The sequence below is a fragment of the Flavobacterium saccharophilum genome, from assembly GCF_900142735.1.
Taxonomy (GTDB): domain Bacteria; phylum Bacteroidota; class Bacteroidia; order Flavobacteriales; family Flavobacteriaceae; genus Flavobacterium; species Flavobacterium saccharophilum.
In genome coordinates, this window is record NZ_FRBY01000003.1 from 259862 (window position 1) to 286146 (window position 26285).

Annotated in this window: 19 protein-coding genes; 10 read left to right on the forward strand and 9 right to left on the reverse strand. The window is 35.0% G+C overall.

The genetic code is table 11. The annotated features are described in order from the left end of the window. Positions 1 to 56: 56 nt before the first annotated feature. Complete coding sequence (locus tag BUA98_RS11140) at positions 57 to 1487, forward strand: rubredoxin (RefSeq protein ID WP_072972517.1); 1431 nt, start codon at positions 57 to 59, stop codon at positions 1485 to 1487. Positions 1488 to 1644: 157 nt separating this feature from the next. Further along, positions 1645 to 2283, forward strand: a complete 639-nt coding sequence (locus BUA98_RS22275; protein ID WP_139257008.1) for a hypothetical protein — start codon at positions 1645 to 1647, stop codon at positions 2281 to 2283. A gap of 154 nt (positions 2284 to 2437) precedes the next feature. Here BUA98_RS22275 and moaA read toward each other — a convergent pair whose 3' ends face one another. The 9 genes from moaA to BUA98_RS11195 all read right to left on the reverse strand — a co-directional run bounded on the left by moaA (position 2438) and on the right by BUA98_RS11195 (position 9891). Continuing rightward, entirely contained in the window at positions 2438 to 3445 is a 1008-nt protein-coding gene (gene moaA, locus BUA98_RS11150; protein ID WP_072972520.1) for a GTP 3',8-cyclase MoaA, read from the reverse strand. Beyond that, positions 3432 to 4346: a bifunctional molybdenum cofactor biosynthesis protein MoaC/MoaB gene (gene moaCB, locus BUA98_RS11155; RefSeq protein WP_072972523.1), complete on the reverse strand. Its 915-nt coding sequence runs from the start codon at positions 4344 to 4346 to the stop codon at positions 3432 to 3434. The genes moaA and moaCB overlap by 14 nt, the downstream gene beginning before the upstream one ends. Next, a complete protein-coding gene (locus BUA98_RS11160; RefSeq protein WP_072972525.1) occupies positions 4339 to 4776 on the reverse strand; it encodes a molybdenum cofactor biosynthesis protein MoaE in 438 nt (145 codons plus the stop codon). The genes moaCB and BUA98_RS11160 overlap by 8 nt, the downstream gene beginning before the upstream one ends. Before the next feature lie 88 nt (positions 4777 to 4864). Continuing rightward, a complete protein-coding gene (gene moeB / locus BUA98_RS11165) occupies positions 4865 to 5941 on the reverse strand; it encodes a HesA/MoeB/ThiF family protein (RefSeq protein WP_072973280.1) in 1077 nt (358 codons plus the stop codon). A 12-nt stretch (positions 5942 to 5953) separates the two neighbouring features. Further along, complete coding sequence (locus tag BUA98_RS11170) at positions 5954 to 6190, reverse strand: MoaD/ThiS family protein (RefSeq protein WP_072972528.1); 237 nt, start codon at positions 6188 to 6190, stop codon at positions 5954 to 5956. After that, positions 6190 to 6981: a uroporphyrinogen-III C-methyltransferase gene (gene cobA / locus BUA98_RS11175; protein ID WP_072972531.1), complete on the reverse strand. Its 792-nt coding sequence runs from the start codon at positions 6979 to 6981 to the stop codon at positions 6190 to 6192. The genes BUA98_RS11170 and cobA overlap by 1 nt, the downstream gene beginning before the upstream one ends. A gap of 5 nt (positions 6982 to 6986) precedes the next feature. Further along, positions 6987 to 7559, reverse strand: coding sequence for a molybdenum cofactor guanylyltransferase (locus BUA98_RS11180; protein WP_072972534.1), 573 nt, complete (start codon positions 7557 to 7559; stop codon positions 6987 to 6989). A gap of 244 nt (positions 7560 to 7803) precedes the next feature. Then, positions 7804 to 8550, reverse strand: coding sequence for a sulfite exporter TauE/SafE family protein (locus BUA98_RS11185; protein ID WP_072972537.1), 747 nt, complete (start codon positions 8548 to 8550; stop codon positions 7804 to 7806). A 168-nt stretch (positions 8551 to 8718) separates the two neighbouring features. Continuing rightward, complete coding sequence (locus tag BUA98_RS11195; protein ID WP_072972542.1) at positions 8719 to 9891, reverse strand: molybdopterin molybdotransferase MoeA; 1173 nt, start codon at positions 9889 to 9891, stop codon at positions 8719 to 8721. Positions 9892 to 10830: 939 nt separating this feature from the next. Between BUA98_RS11195 and BUA98_RS11200 the strand changes: the two genes are divergently transcribed. The 8 genes from BUA98_RS11200 to BUA98_RS11235 all read left to right on the forward strand — a co-directional run bounded on the left by BUA98_RS11200 (position 10831) and on the right by BUA98_RS11235 (position 26276). Continuing rightward, complete coding sequence (locus tag BUA98_RS11200; protein ID WP_072972546.1) at positions 10831 to 13962, forward strand: SusC/RagA family TonB-linked outer membrane protein; 3132 nt, start codon at positions 10831 to 10833, stop codon at positions 13960 to 13962. A 16-nt stretch (positions 13963 to 13978) separates the two neighbouring features. Then, entirely contained in the window at positions 13979 to 15451 is a 1473-nt protein-coding gene (locus BUA98_RS11205) for a RagB/SusD family nutrient uptake outer membrane protein (RefSeq protein WP_072972547.1), read from the forward strand. Positions 15452 to 15479: 28 nt separating this feature from the next. Further along, complete coding sequence (locus tag BUA98_RS11210; protein WP_072972549.1) at positions 15480 to 17405, forward strand: arylsulfatase; 1926 nt, start codon at positions 15480 to 15482, stop codon at positions 17403 to 17405. Between the two features lie 373 nt (positions 17406 to 17778). Further along, the gene (locus tag BUA98_RS11215; RefSeq protein WP_072972551.1) at positions 17779 to 18840 is read left to right on the forward strand and encodes a sterol desaturase family protein; all 1062 of its coding nucleotides are present in this window, start codon (positions 17779 to 17781) and stop codon (positions 18838 to 18840) included. Positions 18841 to 18945: 105 nt separating this feature from the next. Further along, positions 18946 to 19665: a rhodanese-like domain-containing protein gene (locus BUA98_RS11220; RefSeq protein WP_072972553.1), complete on the forward strand. Its 720-nt coding sequence runs from the start codon at positions 18946 to 18948 to the stop codon at positions 19663 to 19665. Between the two features lie 302 nt (positions 19666 to 19967). Next, positions 19968 to 21230 (forward strand): YeiH family protein, encoded by a 1263-nt coding sequence (locus BUA98_RS11225; protein ID WP_072972555.1) that lies wholly within the window; start codon positions 19968 to 19970, stop codon positions 21228 to 21230. Between the two features lie 50 nt (positions 21231 to 21280). Beyond that, positions 21281 to 22936 (forward strand): arylsulfatase, encoded by a 1656-nt coding sequence (locus BUA98_RS11230; protein ID WP_072972557.1) that lies wholly within the window; start codon positions 21281 to 21283, stop codon positions 22934 to 22936. A 352-nt stretch (positions 22937 to 23288) separates the two neighbouring features. After that, entirely contained in the window at positions 23289 to 26276 is a 2988-nt protein-coding gene (locus BUA98_RS11235) for a SusC/RagA family TonB-linked outer membrane protein (RefSeq protein WP_072972558.1), read from the forward strand. Positions 26277 to 26285: the final 9 nt, after the last annotated feature.

The following is a 26285-nucleotide window of genomic DNA, read 5'->3' on the forward strand; positions in this document are numbered from 1 at the left end:
TATTGGAACGCACAGAAACCTGAAACTAAAAAAACTTGAAACCTGAAACAAAAGTTATGGAATTGACAAGATTAATAGTAAAAGGAGGCGTTATTTCGCCAGGAGAATTACGTGAAGTAGTCAATATGGCAATGGATCATGGTTTGGATTCGATTTCATTTGGTTCAAGACAGGATATTATTTTTCCGAAGGGATTAAATCTCTCCAGTAAAGAAAAAATCGGGAAACATCATTTTGTTTTTCCAAATGAAAAAAGCGGTAACAACATTGTTTCTTCCTATGTATCAACTGATATTTTCAGAAATACCAATTGGCTTACGGGAAACAAATTCTTATATATTTTAGAGCAATTTAAAGAACAGCCAAAACTAAAAGTCAACATTAATGACCCTAAACAACAGTTGGTTCCGTTGTTTACCGGACATTTAAATTTTATTGCTTCAGAGCATGAAGATTATTGGTACTTATACATTCGTTTACCAAAATGGGAACGTATGGAAGTCTATCCTGTCCTGATTTACAGTTGGGATATCGCTACTTTTTATTACGAAATCGAAAAAATCGTTTCTGAAGAATCTTATGGAATTGATATGATTTTCAGCTTAGTAAGTGAAGCACTAGACACCAATAACAGAACGATTGACAAGCCCCTAAATGTTCCTTTTTATCCTTTTCCATACTACGAAGGAATGAACCGCATGGGGATTGATCAGTATTGGTTGGGTTTATATTGGAGAAATAATTTATATGATTTAGATTTCCTCAAAGAAATGTGCGATTTGTGTTTTGATTGCAAAATTGGGAAAATATGTATCACGCCATGGAAATCGTTTATCGTGAAAGGAATTCCGAAAGACCGAAAACTGGAATGGGAGAAATTCTTAGGAAAAAAAGGAATCAACGTTCGTCATTCTTTATTGGAATTAAATTGGCATTTACCGGTTGCAATGGAATGGGCTTTGAACCTAAAAACCTTTTTAGTTCGAACACTCGATCAATTTGATATCAGTACCTATGGATTGACTTTTGGAATCTCCGAATACAATCGTGACGGTCATTATTTTACTTCGATCGTAGTTGAAAAAAACGAATTGCCAGCAGCTTTAGAATCGATCAAAATCCGTGATACTTATAATGTTTTATTTGCAAAGAATTTCGATCCCAATACACGCGAATATATAGTGCATTCTCAAGATATTGACAAATTAGAATTGCCAACCATTTTGATCGAATTAAGCCGAAAATACTTTGAAGAACTCGGTAATTCAGTTGCAGAGTCAACAGAAAACACACAGAAAAAAGAGAAAACGCAATTGGACATTTATCAATGCCAGGAGTGTCTAACGCTTTATAATTCGGAATACGGTGATGCAAGTCAGGGAATTCCAAAGGGAATCTTATTTACAGATTTGGCTGAAAGTTATTGCTGTTCTTTATGTGAAGCTCCGAAGAATAATTTTAAGATTCTGGAGGCTGTGGAAAATTAATTGCGTTAGTAATTAGATTCTTAAGGAAAATCTTAACATTTATGTATTCAAATATTGATTAAATTTAGCTTAACTAAAATTTAATGTTGTGACAACTTAATTGTTTTGTTATGATAATCATTTAGTTAAGTCTATTTACTCAATAAAACATACCGTTATGATAAAAAGAACAACCAGAACCCCAGCCGTAAAAAATGCTGAAACACCAGCAACAGAACCTATAAAAGAAACGACCGAAATTGCCGCGGAAGCTAAAGCAGCAACACAAACTCCGGCACCAAAAGCTGCAACTCCAAAAGCTCCGGTTAAAAGAGCACCAAGAACCGCGGCTAAAACTCCGGCAGCAACTGTAAAAGCGACTGCCCAAACTCCGGTAAAACCAGCTTCAAAAAGTACTCCGAAAGCGGTAGTTAAAAGAGTAACGACGGCTGCACCAAAAACTGGAGAAGTAACTCCTGAAATAATTGAAATTAAAACCATTGATAAACCTCAGGATCATCAGGCTATTTTGAATATTGAAGAAATTGCCCTGGAAATTGTAAAAAACAAATCAAAGGACAAAAAAGTAAAAAGTAAGCTAAAAGAGAAAAAAGAAAAGGCTAAAAAAAGAGAAAAAGCGATAAAAGCGGTTATAAAAAAACTTGAAAAAGCCAAAAAAGCAAAGCTAAAAGCTGAAGCTAAGAAGAAAGAAAAGGCTAAAAAAGAGAAGGAAAAGAAAGCCAAGGCAAAAGCTAAAAAGGCTGAAAAAGAAAAAGCTAAAAAAGGTAAATCAAAGGATAAAAAGAAGAAAAAATAATTGAAGAAGGTTTAACGTAAAAGTTGAACCTTTTTTTATGCGCTCCAATGAGTCATTGCGAGGAACGAAGCAACCACACTACAAATACTAAAAACCGAAATTGACACCCGGCATGCGATTGCTTTGTTCCTCGCAATGACTGAAATGTGCAAAATCACCCCCCAATCGCAATCATACTACGATTGTCAAAATGCAATGCCGGATCATCCATTTCAGAAACCGTAACCATTCCTGCCCTAACCTTCTTTTTATTTTTAATAGATTCTGAGATCAAATTGGTAATGGATTCACCACTTCTATAAGCCGTTAATAAATCTGTTTCTGAATTAGAGAATAGACAATTCTTGATTTTACCATTTGCTGTCAGGCGGATGCGGTTGCAGCCATCACAAAACGGATTTGTAATAGAGCTTATAATTCCGAAATCGCCCTGAAAGTCTTTTATTTTATAGGTTCTTGCCGTGAAGTTTTTTTCGTCTTCCAACTTTTGAATTTCTTCAGATGAGAATACATTATTTACTTCTGATAAAATCTCATTTTGAGAAACCATTTTGCTTCTGTCCCATTCATTTCCGGCAAAAGGCATAAACTCGATAAAGCGAACAGAAATTGGTAAAAACTGCGTTAACTGAACAAAATCAGTAATTTCGTTTTCATTAAAACCTTTCATCAAAACTACATTTACTTTTACATGAAAATCATTATTTAAAAGCAAATGCAGGTTATCAATTACTTTTTCAAACTGATTTCGGAGCGTTATCGTGTGAAATTTAGATGAAACCAAGGTATCTAAACTCAAATTGATTTTTTTGATATTGGCTTCTTTCAAAGCCTGAATATGACGATCTATTAAAATACCATTTGTAGTAATCGAAAGTGATGTTTTTAAAGTTGCTAATTTAGAAATAATCTCCGGAAAATCTTTTCTTAATAAAGGTTCTCCACCTGTTAATCTAATTTTATCAACGCCATTTTCTACGAAGATTTGGGCTAATGAAAAAATCTCTTCAGCCGTCATTAAACTGGCTTTTGGAGACAATGCGATTCCGTCAGCAGGCATGCAATACGTACAACGCAAATTGCATTTCTCCAGCAACGAAATACGCAAATAATTGTGTTTTCGCCCAAAATCATCCGTTAAAATGGTTTTAGAGGGTGTCATGATTTTTTCCTTTTAAAATATGAAAAACGTGCATTACATGCGGAAAAACAGCATCCATCGATTCTCTGGCTCCGTTGGTTGATCCTGGCAAAGCCAAAACCAAACTTTTTCCTAATGTTCCTGCCACGGTTCTTGATAACATGGCATACGGCATTCTTTGTTGTCCGTAATTGCGAATTGCTTCTTCAATTCCCGGTATTCTGCTTTCTAATAACGGCGATAATGCTTCCGGTGTTACATCTCTTGGCGATAAACCAGTTCCTCCCGTAAAAATCACCAATTGATGTTCTTTGGCGAAAGCCTTAGTTTTTTCCTGAATAATGTCCATTTCATCCGGAATAATCTCGTAATGCGCTGTTTCAACTCCGTAAGAATCCAGTTTTTCAACAATGATTTTTCCGGAACGATCTTCTTTGTCTCCGGCAAAAATCGAATCAGAACAAACAAAAACGGCTGCTTTTATTACGTTTGGAAATTTATTTTTGAAAGAAGATTTTCCGCCTTCTTTATTAATTAATTTAATTGTCGAAATTTCAATTTCTTTATCAATCGGTTTCAACATGTCATACATCGTAAGCGCTACAATCGAAGCGCCGTGCATAGCCTCAACCTCAACTCCGGTTTTGTAAACTGTTTTTACATTGAAGATAATCTGAATCGTCAAACCTTCAATTTTATATTCCACCGAAGTAAATTCAATTGGAATAGGATGACAATCCGGGATTGATAAATGCGTGTTTTTAACTGCAAATAATCCGGCCGTTTTAGCCATTTCAAGTACATTCCCTTTCGGAACCAGATTATTCACCACAGCATCAATTGTTTCCTGTTTGCTAACTTTGACAATTGCCGTGGCCGTCGCGGCTCTTAAAGTGTTTATTTTATGCGTAATATCAACCATTAGTATTTTGTTTCCAGGTGAATGTATCGTTTTCAAACATTTCTTTACCAAAAATCGGCACATCGGTTTTGATCCAGTTTACGATTGCTTCCGTTGCTTCATAAACTTGTTTTCTTCGTGTTGCCGAAACAAATACGAACAAACAAATTTCGCCTGCTTTTACCACGCCTAAACTATGGTAAATGTGCATGCAGGTTAAGTCGAATTTAGCGAAAGCTTTTTCACGAATTGCATGCAAAGCTTCGTTTGCCATATCGGTATAAGCTGAATAATCAATCGCAACAACCGTATTGTCGTGAATCACATCAGCGCGAACTTGTCCCAGAAAAATATTGTGTGCGCCAATTGTATGTTTTGACTGATGTTTAGCGATAGACTCAGCTATGAATTCAGGAGCAATTGGTCCTTCTACAAATACATTTTTACTCATTTTCTTTTATTTTTTTTGAGGTTTTTTCCGCCACGAATTCACGAATGATTATTCTTTAAATTCGTGAATTCGTGGCGAAAAAATTTCTCTAATCTGCAATTTTTTCTTTTACTATCTGGCTTAAAGCCAAAGCTCCTCCGACTATACTTTTTACATTTTTGAAATTCTTTTTCTGAAGCAATTCAGCTGCAATATTACTTCTGATTCCCGATTGACAATAAATATAAATTGTATTATTAGGATTTAATTTTTCGATTTCGTTTTCTAACTTTATTAACGGAATCTGAATCCCATTTTTGAAATTTAATTTCGGTAGTTCTTCTTCATTTCGAACATCCAAAAACAAAACCTCATCATTATCTATTTCATTCAAAATTACCTCTGCATCAATTTCTTCTATTTGATTTTCAGTTACTTTATATTTTTCCTCAAAGGTCTTTTTATCCAGTTTTGCAATTGTATTCTTCTCAAAGTCATACTTTTGCTGCTCATTATTTAAAACATTATAAACCAGTATTTTACCACTCAACACCTCTCCTATTTCTAGAATCATTTTGATTATTTCATTGGCCTGAAGCATTCCTATAATTCCAACTGAAATTCCAATTACTCCGGCATCTGTACAATTTAAAGATTGACTATTTTCATCCGGATATAAACATCGGTACGTTGGTCCGCTCTGGTAATTGAACACTGAAACCTGTCCCTGAAATCTAAAAATAGATCCGTAAACCATTGGTTTATTTGTTACTAAACAAGCATCATTAATTAGATATTTAATTGAAAGATTGTCTGTTGCATCAACTACAATATCATATTGTTCGAATAAGAAAATCGCGTTTTTTCCTGAAAGCTTTTCTGCAATCGCATTCACTTTCACTAACGGATTTAATTCCGAAACCATTGCTTTGGCTTCATCAACTTTATAATTTCCGACAGCGGAAGTTTTATAAATTACCTGACGTTGTAAATTAGAAACTTCAATCACATCATCATCAACAATTCCGATTTCACCAACTCCAGCCGCAGCCAGATAGGGCAAAACAGCAGCGCCCAAACCGCCTGCACCAATTATCAAAACTTTCGCTTTTGATAATTTATACTGACCAGCCTCTCCTATTTCTGGGAGAATTATTTGTCGGTTATAACGTGTTGAATCATTCATAAAATTCATTATTTACCCGCCCGCGAAAGGTGGCAATAGAGCGACAACATCACTTGTCTGCAATTTATAATCGATTGTTTTTGGCACTATTTTTTGATTGACAGCCACACTAAAACTAAGGGAATCGAATTGGTATTTTATTTCTAAATCCTGCAATAATTGTTGCAGTGAAACTTCAGAAAAAGGGATTTTTTCGAATTCACATTTGGTCTTTTCAGCCACAGCTCCAAAATATTTAACTTCAATCATTATTCTAAATTTAAATTCTGAAAGATAAACTCATCATCAAAATGCTCCTGAAAATAAGAAGTCAATTTTGACGTATTTTTTACCACCTCTCCAATCACAATAATGGCCGGAGAAGAAATCTTCTTTTCTGCCACTAAATTACCAATTGAACTGATAGTTCCAACTACTTTTTGTTCTGTATTTTTTGTTCCGTTTTGGATGATGGCAATTGGCAAATCATCTGTTCGGTTTTCTTTGTAAATCGAAATAATTTCATCCAATTTATGCATTCCCATCAAAATCACCACAGTTGCAGCCGATTTTGAAGCCAAATATACATCTTTCGATAATTCATGGTTAGAAGTCGTTCCGGTAATTACCCAGAAACTTTCTGCAATTTGGCGCTGTGTTAAGCTAATTCCAACCGAAGCGGGAACACCCAAAGCAGATGAAATTCCGGGAACAATAGCCGTTTCTAAACCAAATTTTTCAACATATTCAATTTCTTCACTTCCTCTTCCAAAAATAAAAGGATCTCCGCCTTTCAAACGCACCACATGGCCGTGGCGACTTGCCATCGAAACAATCAATTCGTTAATCTGATCCTGCGTATAGGCGTGGCACCCCAATCTTTTGCCCACAAAAACAATTTCTGCGTTCGTAGCATATTGCAATAATTCTTCATTTACTAATGCATCATACAAAACCACATCTGCTTTTTCCAGTGCTTTTATTGCTTTTAAAGTAATCAATTCAACATCTCCAGGACCTGCCCCTACAATTGTTAATTTTGGTGTTTTTGAGTTTCGCATAACTTCTAACTTAAATTGATATTCAGGTCGTTTAATTCGTCAACCGAATTAATGTTTGTTAAATGAAAGTTTTCACTTTCGTCAATATTGAGGATTTGATGCGGAATGGCCGCTATTAAATCCATCATTTTTAATTGATCGTTATCAATTGCGCTTTTGATAACGGGCAATACTTTTTTAGAATAAATTCCAATCAACGGATGTAATCTGCTTTCTGAAGCAAAAACTGTTATTTCAGCTTCATTATTATGTTTTGAAATAAGTTCTGATAACAGCTCCGTTGATATTAACGGAATATCACAACTCAAAATCAAATTAAACTCGGTTTCAGAATTCGTCAATGCCGTATATATTCCTCCCAATGGTCCTTTATCTAAAATGATATCGGGTATTTTTTGATACGGTAAATAATCATATTCTTTGGTTGCCGTGATCAGTTTTATTTGATCTGAAATCGGCAAAATTGCCTGAATAATATGTTCAATAAAAGGCTTATCCTGAAACAAAACCAATCCTTTTTCTGACTGCATTCGAGAGCTTTTTCCTCCACAAAGAATAAATACTGATATTGTTTCCATGACTTTTATTTTTGTTTCAGGTTTCAGGTTTTGCCAATCTTTGTCCCGACGGTTGAAACCGTCGGCTATATTTCTGGAGCATTTTTTTCATTTGCTTTTAAATATAGCCCGAGGTTTCAACGTCGGGAGACGTATCATTAATCATCTCGCACTCCCAACGGTTGGAACCGTTGGCTATGTTTATTAAATTCCTTTTTCAAATATAGCCCGAGGTTTCAACCTTGGGAGACGCATTATAAATGTTTCAAGGAAAAATTAATTTAATACTTGCCATTAAAATCACCGTTCCTAAAACAATTTTTAATGTTTTATTGGAGAAATAACCGCTGCCATAGTAACCACCCAAAACACCGCCTACCACGGCAATCGGGACCAAATAAAAACTTTCTGTCGGAACTGTTTTTCCTCCTAAAAAGAAGCCCATAATTCCGGCGAATGAATTCACAAAAATGAACAAACTCGAAATCGCTGCCGATTCCTTAATCGATGCCCATCCCAAAAACAATAAAATTGGACTCAAGATAATTCCACCGCCAATACCCAACATTCCCGATAATAATCCGATAACAAAACCAATTGCCAGGGCAAAAGGTAAATTAATCTGAACTGCTTCTTTTTCTTTAAAATTGAATATTCCGAACAATCTTAAGGCTGCAAAAACCAAAACAACTCCTAGAATAATTTTATAAACTGTATTATCTAAAGTGATAAAACCACCAATAAATGCAGCTGGTATTGAAGCAATTGCAAACGGATAAAACAATTTCGGTTTAAAATAATTCATTCGATAATAAAAGAAAAACGAAATACTCGAAACAAATAAATTCAATAATAAAGCCGATGGTTTCATCACTGAAATTGGAAAAGCAAAAATCGTCATCAAAGCCAAATAACCCGAAGCACCACCATGCCCAACACTAGAATATAAAAATGCAATCACAATTAATGCGAAGCTAAAAAGGAGGATATTTTCGGAACTAAGGAGATTCATTTTTTTGTTTCAGGTTTTTCTTTGTTTCAAGTTTCAAGTTCTATGCTATATGTTTAAAATTACACACTGCTCTTTAAGCTTGAAATTCTTTATTCTTTATTCTTTATTCTTTATTCTTTATTCTTTATTCTTTATTCTTTATTCTTTATTCTTTATTCTTAAAATCTTTTAATTAATCGGCAATAAAGTCACTAACTGTCCTTTTTTCAACCCTTCAACATCATCCGGAACAATCAATAGACTGTTGGCAATTGCAAACGTATTTAGCATTGATGAAGCCTGACCGTCTAAAATTGTCACATTGGTTTCATCATAGAGCGCTTTTAAAAATAGCGTTTTTCCAGTTGTATTGGTTATCGGGTCATTTAACTTGCGAACTAATTTCGGCAAATGAATATCTGAGAATCCCATTCGGTTTTTAATTGCAGGATAAACGTAGATATAAAAATTGGTTAGCGATGAAGCCGGATTTCCAGGTAACGCAAATACTAACGTATCCTTTTTAGATCCGAAGAACATTGGTTTTCCAGGTTTCTGATTTATTTTATAAAAAAGCTCTTCTACTCCATTTGCTAATAGGGCATCTTTTACGAAGTCATAATCTCCAACAGAAATTCCACCAGAAATTAAAACAACATCATATTTTTCAAGAATCCCTTTTAATGCTTTTTTTGTTGCTTTAAGATTGTCTTTTACCTTATAAACTTTTGTTTTATTGATTCCGATTGTCTGAAGCGCAGCTTCTAACATAACCGAATTACTTTCGTATATTTTACCTTTCGGTAATTTTTTACCTGGTTTTACCAATTCGTTTCCAGTTACTAAAATCGCCACTTTCGGTTTTTTATAAACTGTAATTTCTGTAATTCCCAAACAAGCTAAAAATCCAATTGCGGCAGGCGTTATTAAAGTATTGGCTTCAAAAACAACTTCTTCTTTTGCAATTTGTTCTCCTTTGTTACGAATATTGGAAAATTGTGGTGGCATCGCTGCAATCAAAATCGAATCTTTGTTCGCCAAAACATGTTCCTGCATTACTACTGTATCTGCATTTTTTGGAACAAAAGCTCCGGTAAAAATACGTACAGCTTCATTTTCATTCAGTTTTATATTCGAATGATCTCCAGCCTGTGAAGTACTTATCACATCATATTGATGTTTTTCGCTGTGAATAAAAGCATAACCATCCATAGCCGATTGGCGAAAAGGTGGCATATCAATTGGAGAATACAATGTCTCTGCCAGAATATAACCCAACGCTTTACGAACCGGAATTCTTTGAACCGGCATATTCGAACTGTTTTCAGCCACTATCGCTAAAGCTTCACTTACTTTTATCATTTTAAGAAATATAAACTACGTATAAATACTTATTACAAATATAAGTATTTATTCATAGGATGAATAAAAAATTTGAATTTATTTTAATTCCTATAAAATTAGTCTAATTTATTCAAAATCAACTTCGAAAATGAAGCTAGTTTTTAAATAAAAAACATCTTGAAAAATCCAAATTGGTCTTTTTCAGACGTTTTAGCTTTCTCTTTTTCTCTTTAAAAGATAACTAAAACTTAAAAAAAGATATAAAATACTTACTTTTTTAAGTTTATAAACCCTGTCTTTTTAACATTTCACAAACTCAAATAATACACATTAAATACCTGAAAAACAATATATTACAAACTTTAACTAAATAAAATAATCTTAGCTTTCGAACTAATTTTAAAAAAAACTTCAGAAATTTTTGGTTTTTATTAGATTAAAATTAACTTTGTCTATAGGATTAGTAGAGTTTAAAATCATATTTAAAACCAAAAAAACTATATTTTGAAAACAACCGCAAGCATATCGTATTTAAATCTTCCAAAAAAATATACTTATAACACTTTTTGTTATATGTGCTTCTGTTGCTAAATCTCAGCAATTTTTTTCGTTAACCGATGATTTTCTTATTCATTCTAAATCGGAACCAAAAACGAATCTTTTTAAAATTCACCAAAAGAATTCTTATTGAAAATTACAATAATCTATTTGATGCATTTCTGTATCAATCTGATTATTGAAACTATATCTATAAATCAAAAAAAATAATTAACAACTAAAAAAACTAAAAATGAAAAAGATGCATCGCTGTTGTATATAAATAAAAAAAGCCATTTCTGCGGCAACAGAAATGGCGAGGCTTAAAGAATATTTATCGCTAAATCAAGAACACATTTACAGGTGCTGAAAAATCAGTGCCCAGGGCGTCTTGTTAATTACTTAAACCAGTACAAAGAAATGAAAAAAAATTTAAAAATATACTCAATACTATTTCTCCTGCTTCTAACGGCAGGAGTTAATGCTCAAAATACGACGCCGCTAATACAGTCAAAACTAGATGGAACTATTGTTGATGACGTTACAAATCAACCTATTATTGGAGCTTCGGTTGTTATTAAAGGAACAACTCACGGGGTACAAACCGATGCAGAAGGAAAATTTTATTTTCAAACCGGTCAGAAATTACCTTATACTCTAATTATAAGCTACATTGGATATAAAAAAACCGAAGTTATTGTTGATAAAAATCCAGTAACGATCGGTATAAAAGAAGAACGCCAAGAACTAGATGAATTAGTAGTTGTTGGATACGGTTCTCAAAAGCGAAAAGACATTACGGGTTCTGTAGCTTCGGTTCCAAAAGCAAATCTTTCACAGGTTACCTCATCGGCAGATAATTTATTACGTGGTGCAATTCCGGGAGTGGTAGTTACACAAAGTTCCGGTCGTCCAGGAGCATCTTCGAGTGTGCGTATTCGAGGAGGAAATTCCATTACCGCTGGTAATGAACCCCTTTATGTTTTGGATGGAATTTTAATTTACAATGACAATAACAACAGTACTGCAGGTGTAGCTAATGCCGGAGCAACTGTCAATGTATTATCAACCATTAATCCTTCGGATATTGAATCGATTGAGGTCTTAAAAGATGCTTCTGCAACAGCTATTTATGGATCAAGAGGGGCTAATGGAGTTGTAATTATTACAACCAAAAAAGGAACAAAAGGTCAGGATAATATTTCATATCAGGGTTATTTCGGATTCCAAAACGTTTCTAAAAAATTGCATGTAATGAACGCCAGCCAATGGGCAAGTCTGCGTAATGACGTTCAGGCAAGTATTGGTCAGGCACCTTCATTTTCAGCAGATCAAATAGAAGCTTTTAAAACGTCAGGAAGTTATGACTGGCAGGATGCTATTTTTAGAACGGCTGCTCCGGTTCAAAATCATCAATTATCTTTTTCAGGTGGAGACGAAAAATCACGATATGCCGTTTCTGCAGGTTATTTTCAACAAGAAGGAATTGTAATTGCTTCAGATTTTAAAAGAATTTCACTTCGTGCCAACTACGAAAGAAATTATTCGCAGAACTTTAAATTTGGTGTAAATACTAACTATAGCAACTCGGTATCAAATGGTATTGGAACAAACGGTGGTTCTTCTGCCGGCAGACAACCCAACCCATTAGTAGTTGCTTTATATCAACCTCCGGTAGTTCCAATTAGAAATCCTGATGGGAGTTACAACTTAACTAATAACCCTTACGCAACAGCTATAAATGGTATTGTTCCTAATCCAATTAATGATTTGGAAAATACTACTAACGAAACTAAAATCAATAGAATTTTAGCGAGTTTATTTGGCGAATATAAGATCACCAAAAAACTTACTGCAAAAGTGGCTGTCAGCGGGGACATCCTTGATACTAAACAAAACTATTACGCGCCATCAACAACCACTACAGGAGCCGGAACAAAAGGTTTAGGTTCTGTTGGAGATCGATTAGTGAGTTCAGTTCTGAATGAAAATACACTAAACTACAATACTAATTTTGGCGAAAATCATAAGTTCTCCGCTTTAGCTGGATACACGCTTCAATATACAGAAGGTGAAGTAGTAAATGCGGGTGCAAACACTTTTGTAAACGATGCCAATACGTATAATGCTTTACAAGATGGAGTTCCGGTAAAACCTTATACAGATGCCTTTGAAAGTGTATTAAAATCATGGCTGGCGAGAGTAAATTATTCTTATAAAGGAAAATACAACTTCACGCTTTCCGGACGTGCAGATGGTTCATCAAGATTTGGATCAGAATCACTTTGGGGTTACTTTCCATCTGCCGGATTTTCATGGAATATTACAGATGAAGAATTTGCCAATAACATAAAAGGCGTAACCGAAGCCAAACTGAGAGTAACAGCAGGAACAACAGGAAACCAGGAAATTGGAAATTATCTTTCGCTTGCTCAAATGGGTTCTGTTAACTATGCATTTGGAGGAACTTTATATACAGGTCTAGCTCCTACCCGATTAGCAAATCCTGATTTGAAATGGGAAAAAACAAACCAATACAATATCGGTTTAGACTTATCATTATTAGATAGAAAAATCAATTTTGTTTTTGATGTTTATTACAAAAAAACAAACGATTTACTAATAAGCGTGCCAATTCCGTTGACTTCAGGTTATGCAAGTGTGCTACAGAATATTGGGGGAGTTGAAAATAAAGGTCTTGAAATTGGTTTGATTACTGAAAACATCAAAACAGATAATTTCTCATGGAATTCTAATTTCGTTTTCTCAACTAACAAAAACAAAGTAGTAGCTATTGGAAATGGTGTTGATCAATTCTTCCCGGTTGTTCCAAATGGTTCATTATTGCAACAACAACCTGTAACGGTAAAAGTAGGTTTGCCTTTAGGTACTTTTTGGGGATACAAAACAAATGGAATTTTCCAAACTCAGGAAGAAGTTAACACGCAGCCTAAAATCAACAGTTTGGCCAATACAAAAGTTGGGGATAGAAAATATATTGATGCTAACGGCGATGGTGTAATTACTGCACTTGACAAAGGTAATCTTGGAACCTCTCAACCAAAATTTGTTGGAAGTTTCAGCAACACAATTTCGTACCAAGATTTTGATCTGAATTTCTCTTTCCAAGGCGCTTACGGTGGAAAAATATTCAATGCACTGAATCAACAATTAGAGATTTCGACTCTTGGAACAAATGCCAATGTTACCCTTGAAGATCGCTGGACACCAACAAATCCAAGTAATGAAATTCCAAGAGCAACAAGCTCTCCTTTAGGAATCGTTTCAGAGCGTTACGTAGAAGATGCTTCTTTCTTAAGACTAAAACTAATTACTTTAGGTTATACACTACCTAAGAGCATTTCAACAAGATTAAAAGCAAAGAGTATTAAATTCTACGTATCGGCAGAAAACTTAATTACATGGACAAAATACACTGGTTATGATCCAGAGGTAAGTTCATACGAACAAAACAACTTATATCCGGGAATTGACTTTGGTTCTTATCCAAACTCTAAAACATTCATTTCGGGCCTGAACATAACTTTCTAAGTAAAAAAAATAAACGATGAAAAAGATATTTATAACATTCATACTTAGTGCCGGACTATTTGTATCGTGCACAGATTTAGAGGTAGCACCAACCTCTTTTGTAACCGAAGATAATTACTTCAAAACACAAGACGATGCCGTTGCCAGTGTAAATGCGGTTTATGCTTCGTTAAGCCTTGATCCGGGAGAGCAAAGTTTATTCGGAAGAAATCTTTATTTCTTAACCGATATGGGATCTGATTATGCAGCTGCGGGAGTTTCTGCAACAAATCCACAGGTAAGAGCAATGAGCAGTTTAACACACGATGCCACTAATGACCGTGTTCAGGTGGCATGGCGTCAGATTTACGCCGGAATCAACAGGGCGAATGTATCTATTGATAATATCCCTAAGGTTACTGGTACGGAAGCTGTTAAGACGAGATTGATTAATGAAGCTAAATTCATAAGAGGATTATTATACTTTCAGGCCGTTCGTATTTGGGGAGGTGTTCCAATTGTTTTGCACGAGCCAACTTCTATCGAATTGGAAAACTTAAAAACCAAGAGAGCTTCTGTTGAAGAAGTTTATACTCAAATTATATCCGATTTAAAAGATGCTGAAAGTTTGCCAGCAACTTATCCTGCAACTGATGCCGGACGCGCAACTTCCGGAGCTGCGAAAGCAATTTTAGCCAAAGTATATCTGACCAGAAAAGACTGGCCAAATGCGATTGCAAAATCAAGAGAAGTAATTAATGGCGGATACGGATATGCTCTTTTTGAAAGCTTTGGAGACATTTTTAATAAAGCAAAAAAGAATGGTAAAGAACATATTTTTTCTGTTCAATTTGAAAAAAACCAAGCCGGAAACGGTTCAAGCGGAAGTACTTTTCAATCTACAGCTTTTACAGGATTTACAGCAACAGAACCGGCTGATATTATCTCGGATGTAGCCTTGTTTTATGATATTTATGCCCCTGAAGATACAAGAAGAGATGTAAGTTATGCCAAACAATTGCTAAATCCGGCAACAGGAACGTTGTATACTTTTCCGAAGCCAATCTTCAAAAAGTATTTGGATTTAACCAATTTAGCAACTCCAGGGAATGTAGCAATCAATTTTCCCCTTATTCGCTATGCAGATATTCTATTGTCTTTAGCGGAAGCGATAAACGAACAAGGAGCGCCAACACCCGAAGCTTATGAATTGATTAATCAGGTTAGAAGAAGAGCTTACGGAAAAGATATTAATACGCCAGATCCAACGGTAGATTTAGTTGGATTAACGCAAACCTCTTTTAGAGCTGCTATTCAGGAAGAGCGCAAAAAAGAATTTGTTCAGGAAGGACAAAGATGGTTCGATTTAGTGCGTTGGGGAACTTTAGTTACGGAAGTAAAAAAAGTAACCGCTAAAAACTCGGTTTCTGAAAGAAATAATCTGTATCCGATTCCGCAAAGCGAAAGAAGCATCAATCCAGATGGTTTACCACAAAACCCTGGTTATTAAAAATTAACCACAGTTAAAACTATAAATTATGAAAGAATTTAAAAATAACATTTCAATCAAAAGTACTAAAAAAGGACTTTTGCTTACTGCATTGCTGGCAGTACAATTTGGTTTTGCCCAAACAGCGCCAGAAGAATTTAAAGGTGTAATCGGAAAAACTTTAGCCGATTCTAAAGAATATTGGCCAGAGCCGGTAAAAGCGCCAAAAGGTGCTCCGAATGTCATATGGATTTTATTGGATGATGTTGGATTTGGAGCTTCAACTGCTTTTGGAGGTCTGATTCAGACTCCTACTTTTGATCAGTTAGCCAATAATGGTTTACGTTATACTAACTTCCACACTACCGCAATTTGTGCTCCTACCCGTGCAGCATTATTGACCGGAAGAAATTCAGGAAGAGTGCATGTAAGTGGTTTCTCGCACACAATTTTATCAGCCGGTTTTCCTGGTTGGGATGGTAGAATTCCTGAAGACAAAGGAACGATTGCTGAGATTTTACAAGAAAACGGTTATAACACATTTGCTGTTGGTAAATACGGTGTAACTCCAGACGAAGAAGCAACAGATGCAGGACCATTTGACAGATGGCCAACCGGAAAAGGTTTTGATCATTTCTACGGATTCTTAGGTTCTCAAACAGATCAATACAATCCGGATTTAGTGGAGGATCAGACTCACGTTAAACCAGACGGGCGTCACTTAAATGAATTGATTACCGACAAAGCAATTAGTTATATTAAGACTCAGCAAAAAGCGGCACCTGGAAAACCTTTCTTTTTATACTACGCACCCGGAGCTGCTCATGCACCGCATCAGGTGGCCACAAAATGGAGCGATCCTTATAAAGGCAAATTTGATAAGGGATGGGATGCTTATCGCGAAGAAGTTATTGCAAACCAAAAGAAATTAGGCGTAATCCCTTCCAATGCAGTTCTTCCAGAGCGTAATCCGTTGATTACAGACTGGAAAAAACTATCTCCGGATCAAAAGAAAGTCTATGCTCGTTTCATGGAAGTTTATGCAGGATTTCTGACCTATACTGATTATGAAGTGGGAAGAGTCGTTAATTATCTAAAAGAAACCAATCAATTAGACAACACCGTAATTTTTGTGGCTATTGGTGATAATGGAGCCAGTAAAGAAGGAACCACAGAAGGCACAATCAATCAAAGTTTGTTTTCGCAAGGAACATCTGATGAAGAAAACCTGAAGAAAAACTTAGCTAATATTGACGAAATTGGTACAGCAAAAGGTTTAAACACCAATTTTCCCTTAGGATGGGCACAGGCAACCAATGTTCCATTCAAAAACTGGAAACAAGATGCTCAATCTGAAGGTGGAACTCATAATCCGCTGATTGTTTATTATCCAAACGGAATTAAAGAAAAAGGCGGTATCAGAAATCAATACAGCCACGTAACCGATTTGCTTCCAACAACTCTTGATATTACAGGAATAAAAGCTCCTGAATATATCAAAAACGTGAAACAGGATATTATTCAGGGTTCTTCTTTTTATGCTTCTTTGGATAATGCTAAAGCAGAATCATTGCACAAAGTCCAGTACTATTACATTTTTGGAAACAGAGCGATTTACAAAGATGGCTGGAAAGCCGGAGCAGCACATTTACCAGATTCGTTTGCGGTTAAAAAGTCTTTTGGGAAAAATGAAAAACCAGCGCCAAGCAATTTTGATACAGATGTTTGGGAATTGTATAATCTAAATGAAGATTTTAATGAACGTAACAATCTGGCACAAAAATATCCAGAAAAATTAGCTGAGCTTAAAAAGTTGTTTGATGAACAGGCCAAAGAAAATAACGTTTATCCGCTAATTGACTGGCAAGATGTATACAACAGAAGAATACACAATACAGGTGCCGATAAAGGTAAAACAGTTCAGGATTTAATTAAACAAGCGACTAAACCTGGAAGCGCAGGAAGTTCTAATTAATAAAATTTTATCCTGCAAGTCTATAAAAACTTGCAGGGTAAATTCAATTTGCAAAAAATAAAGAGCGCAAAAATAGAATTAGAACAACTTATATAACAAAATCTTACAAAATAATTAAATTTAACTCTACTAATTAGATAGAATTAATAGTTTTATTTTTTATTTTTACACCAACAATCTAGTGGTGGATTTTAAAAACAGGTTTTAAACGATTTTATAAAGCATTTAGCAATAAAAAAAAAAGGCAATGAAACGAGTAGACTATGAAATTATAGGAAAAAAAATCATCGTGGGAGCGATCGTTTTTTTAGTTCCGCTAGTCATATTGGCGGGAGGTTTAGCATTAATTAATCAATTTTTAAAATAAGAAATCATGGCAATAGTTCAAAAAGAAAAACTAACAAGAGATTTAAGTATTAGTCTTTTAATCTACAGTTTGCCTGTACTGGCAATTTTCCTTTATTTCAAATTAACGAATGGTCTTGTAGCAGAATCGCATATTACCTTGCCATCGTATTTAGAATTTATACAACCGGCTTTCCAGAATATCCGCACCTGGGGATTAACTGTTTTTATGCTGGTTTTGGGGGCAGTAGAATTTACTGCAGGTTTATACGATGACGAATGGACAGGACAGGAACGTAAAGTAGATATCATTTGTTTCTTAGCGCCAAAATTGCTTTTACCACCGGTAATTGCTTTTTTTAGCTTGACTGCTTTACCCTATTTAATTCCGAACTTGGCTAATTCACTTTCATGGGTTCCTTTTTGGGGCGGATTTTTCCTGATTGCAATTGCTGATGATTTAACGCAATACTGGTACCATAGATTGCATCATCAGGTTCCGTTTTTATGGCGTTTTCATAGAACGCATCACTCTGCTCCATATATGGGAATGGCGATGGCTTCAAGACAAAACTTTATTTACACGCTTTTCTTCTCTCAAATATATTTGACTGCCACTTTAACGTATTTAGGTTTAGGATTACCTGCCCTATTTGTTTTGGTTATCAAAAGCATCATTACTTTGGGAGCGCACTCAAGTCTTAAATGGGATAAACCGTTTTATAAATACAGAGCATTACACCCTATTGCATGGGTTTTAGAGCGCTTGATTTCAACTCCGGCAACACATCACGCACATCATGCTGATACAAGTGGAGACGGTGTTGGACACTTTAAAGGAAATTTCGGTAATATGTTTTTCATTTGGGATGTGATTTTCGGAACGGGTTTAATCACTCGTAAATACCCAGAATCATACGGAACAAAATCATATAAACAAGAAGAATGGTACGCACAGTTTTTGTGGCCAATATTCAAATCTAAAAAAGAAGGAAGCCCACTTGCTGAAGGTGTAGTTGCATTTCCATTAAAAGCCAAACCAGAAAACGTTACGCCAAGTCCGGTTTATTACGAACAGGTTCAGTCTTAAAAACTAAAATTAGTTTTCTAAAATTAAATGTAGCAGTGTAATCAAAATTAAACTTTGAAAGCACTGCTAATTTTTATTGCCCCGGAAAATTCTAAATCTCAAATCATGACAAACAAAATATTCAAAAGTAGTTTTACAGTCTTATTTTTTCTTTTTACCACAAGTGGTTTTTCGCAAGATAAAAGCTCCAGTAGTATTGTATTACTGGATGCCTTTTATGCGAAAATTAAAAGTCAAAAAAATCCGCAAATAATTGATGCCAGAGGAACTGATGAATTTGCACTAAACCATATTGAAGGCGCTGTAAACTTCAATCTTAAATCAGAAGACTACGAAAAACAGATTGCGATTTTAAACCCAGCACAACCTGTATTTATTTATTCGATCGCTGCTTACAGAAGCGGAATTTTATCAACCGAATTAATAAAAAGAGGCTTTTCTGAAGTGTATATTTTAGAAGGCGGAATTGCCAGCTGGATTGGTGGCGGAAAACCTTTTTACACCAATTTAAAAAGCAGACTAACATTACCGGAGTACAAAAAAATCATTGCCGATAATAATTATGTTTTGGTAGACATTGGTTCAAAATATTGCGCAACGTGCAGAACAGTAAAACCAATTTTAGAGAATCTTAGAACACAATATGGCGAGAAACTGAAAATTGTTCAAATTGAACTGGAAGAAAGTCCACAGGTTATAGCAGACTTAAAAACGGTAAAAGTCTTCCCTACTTTGATCTTATATCAAAATGGAGAAATTGTTTTCAAAAAAGATGGTTTAGGAGATTTGCAAAATGATGTTGATGTGGTATTGGCTTCAAAATAACAATAAAACTATGAGCTTAATTAAAAGAATTACATGCTTCTTTACAAAACTTGAAAAAAGGTTTAGTTAAACCTTTATGCCTAATTTAACGCATTCCATAAACAAAAATACTTTGTCGGTTTAGCAGAAAAATGAATAGCCTCCAGTTTTAACTGGAGGTGTAAAAATTTCATAGTGTAGTGGCTTTAGCCAAAAATTTTATTCGGCTAAAGCCAATTTAACTCACAAACTATTTACCTCCAGCTAAAGCAGGAGGCAATTCAAAATAAAATTTAATCTGTTTAGATTAATTCAAACAAAATATGTCAACCCAAACAAAACAATTTACCATCCACGAAGACTGGACAGTCGTTATCCTCGGATTCCTGATTATCGGAATTTCGTTATTTCTTTTCCTTCCCGAAGTTCCTGTTTTCAAATGGTCAAACGGAACCGATTTAATTTCAGATGTTTTTAATTTCGAAAATCTGAAAATCCTCGGAATACAATTTTTATATCTGATTTCGATTGGCACTTTAGGTGCTTTTTTAATCGGAAAATCGGTTAAATATTTTTTACTGGTTTTTCCAATAGTCTATTTCTTAACGGTAACTGCTCTGATAATTGCAGGAAATACTGAAATAAAAGCGTTAAATTTAGAAGCCGTAATTTTCAGTTTGATAATTGGTTTGGCCATTGGCAACTTTTTTAAACTTCCGGAATGGTTTCGTTCTGCCCTTTCTACAGAAGTTTTTGTAAAAATTGGATTAGTTCTCTTGGGAAGCAGCGTGATTTTTTCAGATATTTTGAAAGCTGGTTCTTTAGGATTAATTCAGGCTTTGCTTGTTGTCTTGTCCGTTTGGTATTTTGCTTTTTGGCTTTGCCGAAAATTAAAAATGGATGATGAATTGACAATGATGATTTCAAGTGCCGTTTCCATCTGTGGTGTTTCGGCTGCAATTGCAACATCGGGTGCGATTAAAGGTGATTCGAAGAAACTGTCTTATGTTATTTCGATTGTTTTGGTAACTGCCATTCCCATGATGATTTTCATGCCGATAATTGCCAAATATTTCAATTTTCCTGAAGAAGTTACCGGAGCCTGGCTTGGAGGAAGTATTGACACTTCGGGCGCTGTTGTGGCTTCCGGAACTTTGGTTGGAGAAACAGCTTTAAAAATTAGTACTATTGTCAAGTTTTCTCAAAATGTATTGTTAGGTTTAGCGGCTTTTGCAATCTCTGTTTATTGGACGTACACACATAATAATTCGGCGGAAGCCAAAACTTCAAAACCTACATTAAAAGTGATTTGGGAACGTTTTCCAAAGTTTGTAATTGGTTTTATTCTGGCCTCAATAGTATTTTCCTTTTTCCTTACTTCTGAAGTTCGGGACGGAGTAAAAGACAGTTTAAAAAATCTACAGGGAATCTGGTTTGCATTGGCATTTACGAGCATTGGCTTGGAAACGAATTTTAAAGATCTCTTTCAGAATAATAGCAAAAAACCGCTATACGCTTTTCTAATAGCCCAATTATTCAATGTTATTGTCACACTACTAATAGCTTTTTTACTTTTTAGTAAATAATTTGATTACCACTATAAGTCTGAATAGCGACTTATTAAATTTAAAATAAAATGAAAAAATTATCTCTTACATTCAGCCTTTTTCTTTCGGCAGTTATGCTGATTCAGGCACAAAACAAAACGACTTCAACTGCTTCAAAACCTAATATTATCCTGATTATGGTGGATGATATGGGGTATTCCGATTTAGGAAATTATGGTTCTGAAATTAAAACACCAAATCTGGATAAATTAGCCGGTGAAGGTTTACGCTTACGCGAATTTTACAATAACTCGATTTGTGCACCAACTCGTGGATCTCTCTTAACGGGACAATACCAGCACAAAGCCGGAATGGGTTTCTTTGATGTTAATTTAGGATTGCCGGCGTATCAGGGTTATCTGAATAAAGAATCTTTGACTTTAGGTGAAGTTTTTCGTTCGGGTGGTTATAGCACTTTACTTTCAGGAAAATGGCATGTTGGATCTGAAGATCAGGCACAATGGCCCAATCAACGTGGTTTTGATAAATTTTACGGTATCTTAAAAGGGGCGTCGAATTATTTTGACACCAAAGGTTTGCCTTTTGGAAAAACGCCATATCCCGTGAAACTAATTCGCAATAATGAAGAACTGCATCCAAAAGATGATTCCTATTATTTTACAGATGAAATTGGGAATAATGCCGTTACTTTCTTAGACGAGCAAAACAAAGAAAACAAACCTTTCTTTTTGTATTTAGCCTTTACCGCACCGCACTGGCCGTTGCAGGCAAAACCGGTTGATATTGCCAAATACAGAGGGAAATTTGATGAAGGCTGGGATGTTTTAAGAGAAAAAAGAATCGAAAAACTAAAAGCAAACGGCATTCTGCCTGCTGATCAAACGATAGCACCAAGAGATCCTGAAGTTCCGGAATGGAGCAAACTGACTTATGACGAAAGGCAATTCTGGAAGGCCAAAATGGAAGTCTATGCCGCTATGGTTGATAATATGGATCAAAATGTGGGGAAAGTTTTAGACAAATTAAAAGCACTCAAAAAAGATAAAAACACACTTATCATTTTCATTTCAGACAATGGTGCTCAAGGTGGATTTAATACTTATAATCCCCTTGGAAGAGGTTTAGTTCGAAATGACGGACCAGTTGGAACTTCAGGATCGTTTGATTATCAGGAACAAAACTGGGCTTATTTATCAAATACTCCACTTCAGCAATATAAAAATAATATGCACGAAGGCGGTTTCAGTTCGCCCTTTATTGCCTGGTTCCCATCAAAAATAAAAGCAGGCCGAATCGATAAAGGAACCGGACATATTATTGACCTCGCTCCTACTTTTTATGAATTGGCCGGAATTGAATATCCGAAGGAATACAATGGAGTTAATTCAAATCCGCTAGCAGGAAAAAGTTTATTACCCGTTTTATTTGAAAATGTTTCTGAGGTAAACAGAGGCGCACCATTATTTTGGGAAAGAGCAGGAAACAGAGCCGTTCGCGATGGCAAATGGAAATTAGTTTCAACCTACCCTTCTTATGAATGGGAACTTTACAACATTGAAACGGATCGTGGTGAAACGACCAATGTGGCACAACAAAATCCGGGAATCGTAAACAAACTTTCTGCTTCTTATTTTGAATGGGCAGACAGAACCGGAGTTGTTGAGTACAGCAAATTCAAATTAAAACCAGAGGTAATGCCTGGTGGTGCACTATTAAAAAAATAACTGCTTTTTTTGATATTTTAGGGGTGATAACCAAAAGCGATTGTTTGTAACAGCAATCGCTTTTTTGTTAACGTTTAATCAAAAAATAAATTTTACTCTTTAAAAATCAAAAAATACATATATTTAATTCACAAAAATGTTAAATCACTTAAATTTAAACACCATATCAATCAATAGCTATTAAATATTAAATAATTTATGGGTGTTATTTTTTAAAAAATCCATTTATTCACCCCTTTAAGTTACATATAGTACAAAAACACGCTTTAATGTTATATTTTACATTACTAATATTAGATTCATTAACATATTTTTAAGATATTTGATAAAACTAATCCTAAATATTTGAAAAATGAGAATTAAGTTAAAGCATTTTTTATGGTTCATATTGATACTATTCGTGCAAATAGCAACCGCGCAGGAAGGATATATTTCCGGTAAGGTCACAGATAAAAAAGGAATTCCTATTCCCGGAGTAAATATTGTTTTGAAAGGTACTAGTACAAGTACACAAAGTGATTTTGATGGAAATTTTAAAATAGAAGCTAAAAAAGGTGCTATTTTAACTCTAAGCTATCTAAGTTTTGCAACTATAAATGTAGCAGCTTCAAATGACATGAAAATTGAATTAGTTGAAACTCAAAACGAACTGGAAGCTGTACTTGTTGTAGGTTACGGTACTCAAACTAAAAGAAAATCGACAGATAATATAGCACGAGTTACTGCAAAAGATATTCAGCAGGTACCGGTTGCGAATGTACAGAATGCTTTGGTTGGTAAATTAGCTGGTGTACAAATTACGCAAACCAATGGTAAAGTTGATGGAGGAATGGATATTAGAGTTCGTGGTGCTGCAAGTATTAGTGCAGGGACACAACCTTTATATGTGTTAGATGGAATTCCTTTAATCACTTCAGACGAATCAACAAATGGTGCAGCGACAAACCCTTTAATAACATTAAGTCCTAATGAAATTGAATCTATTGATGTATTAAAAGATGCCTCCTCAGCAGCTATTTACGGAGCTCGTGGTGCTAATGGAGTTGTGATCATTACGACCAAAAAGGGAAAAGATGGAAAAGGTACTTTTTCACTTAATATGTCTCAGGGTGTCAGTGAAGCTACTCACAAAAAATCATGGTTAAATACAGATCAATATATTGAATTATTTACAGAAGCTTCGATTAATGGAACGGGAGATGCTGCAGAAGCTGAAAGTACATTCGATTTTCTTGCTCAGGGAACAGATTGGAGAAACCGAGAAGTAAATACAGACTGGCAAGATCTTGCTTTTCAGACTGGTCTTGCTACCGATGTCGATTTTTCTGTTTCTGGCGGTGATGCTAAAACAAAATATTTCTTTTCTGGTGCTTACAATAATACAACGGGTATTATTGACAGTAACGAATTAGAAAGAATTACAGCAAGGTCAAATATATCCCATAAAATTTCTGATAATTTTACAATGGGAATGAATTTAAGTTTTTCAAGATCTATAATAGATCGTGTACAAGATGATAACTCATTTACTACACCACTTCAGGCTGTAGCACAGTCTCCATTATCGCCAGCACGTTTAGAAGATGGTACAGCAAATCCAAACACACTATATGCTAACTATTTATTAGCTGCAGATAATTCGTTCTGGAAAACGATGATGAGAAGAATTACCGGTAAAGTTTTTGCTGAATATCAAATAATTCCTTCTTTAAAAATAAATTCTGATTTTGCATATGATCTTTTAGGACAAACAGAAGACTATTGGCAAGGAAAAAATGCTCCATTTATGGCAACAGACGGAGAAGCTTATGCAACATCTGTAAATAATGAAACATACATATGGAGTAACTATCTAACTTATGATGCGGTTTTCGCAGAAAAGCACAGTTTAAATGTGGTTGCAGGTATGGAGTTTAATAAATACACCCGCAGATATCAATCTGTTACAAGTATCTATTTCCCTGATGATTCTTTTCAAACCATTGATGGAGGTGCAGAAGTAAATGCAGGAGAAGGAAATGAAACTGCTAGTACTTTTGTGTCTCAATTTGGAAGATTAAACTATGCTTACGACAATAAATATCTTTTCAAAGCTAGTATTCGTCGTGATGGCTCTTCTCGTTTTGGAAAAAATGAAAGATATGGAACTTTCCCTGCGTTCTCTGCAGGATGGATTATTTCTGAGGAAAGCTTCTTAAAAGACAACAATGTTTTATCTTTTCTAAAATTAAAAGGAAGCTGGGGAAAAGTAGGAAATGCTGAAATTGGAAACTTCGCTTCGCGCCAATTATACGGTGCCAGACCTTACAATCTAAAATCAGGTCTTTCTTTTGTACAGGCTGGAAATGATGACTTAACCTGGGAAAAATCAACTCAGACAGATGTTGGTATCGAATGGGGTTTATTCAACAAATTCAGCTTTGAAGTTGACTATTACGACAAAAGTACTGACGGATTGCTTTTTGACGTACCAAAACCACTTAGTGGAGGAGGTCCAACAACAATCACTCAAAATATAGGCAAAGTAAAAAGCAGTGGTTTTGAGGTTACAATAAATACTAAAAACATTGAGAATCAAAATTTAAGATGGACGACCAGCTTTAATATTACTACTAATGATTCTAAGGTTGAAGAAATGCCTGACGGACAAGATATTGTTTCGACATTTACAATAAACAGAGTTGGCGAAAACATTTCATCTTTTTATTTAGTTGAATATGCTGGAGTTGATTCTGCAAACGGAGATGCATTATATTACAAAAACACTGTAAATGCAGATGGTTCCTTAGACAGAAGCACTACTAATGATTACAGTGAAGCAAAAAGAATTATTGCAGGAAATCCATTTCCAGAATTAATGGCTGGTTTAACTAATACGATAAACTATAAAAACATTGATTTTTCATTTACTTTCCAGGGAGAATGGGGAGCCAGCATTTATAATTCGGCTGGAAAATACCAATCTGTAGCTGCCGATTATTTTGACAACCAAACTACAGATCAATTAAACCGTTGGCAAAATCCTGGCGACATCACAAATGTACCACAAGCAAGATTATATGGAAGTAACGGAACTGGCGAATCTACAAGATTCCTTGATAAAACCGATTTTGTTCGTCTAAGAAACTTAACAATTGGTTATACATTGCCAAAAACTACATTAAAAGATGCAGGAATAAGCAGTGTACGTTTTTACGCAACAGGAGTAAATCTATTAACCTTTACCAATTACAATGGTTATGATCCTGAAGCCAGAAGAGATGATACAGGTATCGGAGAAGAATTTTACTCTGCTCCTCCTGCCAGAACAATTGCTTTAGGTGTAAATATTAATTTTTAAAAACGACAC

Bases quoted from the DNA above. Each gene is read 5' to 3' on its own strand.
- BUA98_RS11140 (WP_072972517.1), top strand. From the start codon at position 57: ATGGAATTGACAAGATTAATAGTAAAAGGAGGCGTTATTTCGCCAGGA.
- BUA98_RS22275 (WP_139257008.1), top strand. From the start codon at position 1,645: ATGATAAAAAGAACAACCAGAACCCCAGCCGTAAAAAATGCTGAAACA.
- moaA (WP_072972520.1), bottom strand. From the start codon at position 3,445: ATGACACCCTCTAAAACCATTTTAACGGATGATTTTGGGCGAAAACAC.
- moaCB (WP_072972523.1), bottom strand. From the start codon at position 4,346: ATGGTTGATATTACGCATAAAATAAACACTTTAAGAGCCGCGACGGCC.
- BUA98_RS11160 (WP_072972525.1), bottom strand. From the start codon at position 4,776: ATGAGTAAAAATGTATTTGTAGAAGGACCAATTGCTCCTGAATTCATA.
- moeB (WP_072973280.1), bottom strand. From the start codon at position 5,941: ATGAATGATTCAACACGTTATAACCGACAAATAATTCTCCCAGAAATA.
- BUA98_RS11170 (WP_072972528.1), bottom strand. From the start codon at position 6,190: ATGATTGAAGTTAAATATTTTGGAGCTGTGGCTGAAAAGACCAAATGT.
- cobA (WP_072972531.1), bottom strand. From the start codon at position 6,981: ATGCGAAACTCAAAAACACCAAAATTAACAATTGTAGGGGCAGGTCCT.
- BUA98_RS11180 (WP_072972534.1), bottom strand. From the start codon at position 7,559: ATGGAAACAATATCAGTATTTATTCTTTGTGGAGGAAAAAGCTCTCGA.
- BUA98_RS11185 (WP_072972537.1), bottom strand. From the start codon at position 8,550: ATGAATCTCCTTAGTTCCGAAAATATCCTCCTTTTTAGCTTCGCATTA.
- BUA98_RS11195 (WP_072972542.1), bottom strand. From the start codon at position 9,891: ATGATAAAAGTAAGTGAAGCTTTAGCGATAGTGGCTGAAAACAGTTCG.
- BUA98_RS11200 (WP_072972546.1), top strand. From the start codon at position 10,831: ATGAAAAAAAATTTAAAAATATACTCAATACTATTTCTCCTGCTTCTA.
- BUA98_RS11205 (WP_072972547.1), top strand. From the start codon at position 13,979: ATGAAAAAGATATTTATAACATTCATACTTAGTGCCGGACTATTTGTA.
- BUA98_RS11210 (WP_072972549.1), top strand. From the start codon at position 15,480: ATGAAAGAATTTAAAAATAACATTTCAATCAAAAGTACTAAAAAAGGA.
- BUA98_RS11215 (WP_072972551.1), top strand. From the start codon at position 17,779: ATGGCAATAGTTCAAAAAGAAAAACTAACAAGAGATTTAAGTATTAGT.
- BUA98_RS11220 (WP_072972553.1), top strand. From the start codon at position 18,946: ATGACAAACAAAATATTCAAAAGTAGTTTTACAGTCTTATTTTTTCTT.
- BUA98_RS11225 (WP_072972555.1), top strand. From the start codon at position 19,968: ATGTCAACCCAAACAAAACAATTTACCATCCACGAAGACTGGACAGTC.
- BUA98_RS11230 (WP_072972557.1), top strand. From the start codon at position 21,281: ATGAAAAAATTATCTCTTACATTCAGCCTTTTTCTTTCGGCAGTTATG.
- BUA98_RS11235 (WP_072972558.1), top strand. From the start codon at position 23,289: ATGAGAATTAAGTTAAAGCATTTTTTATGGTTCATATTGATACTATTC.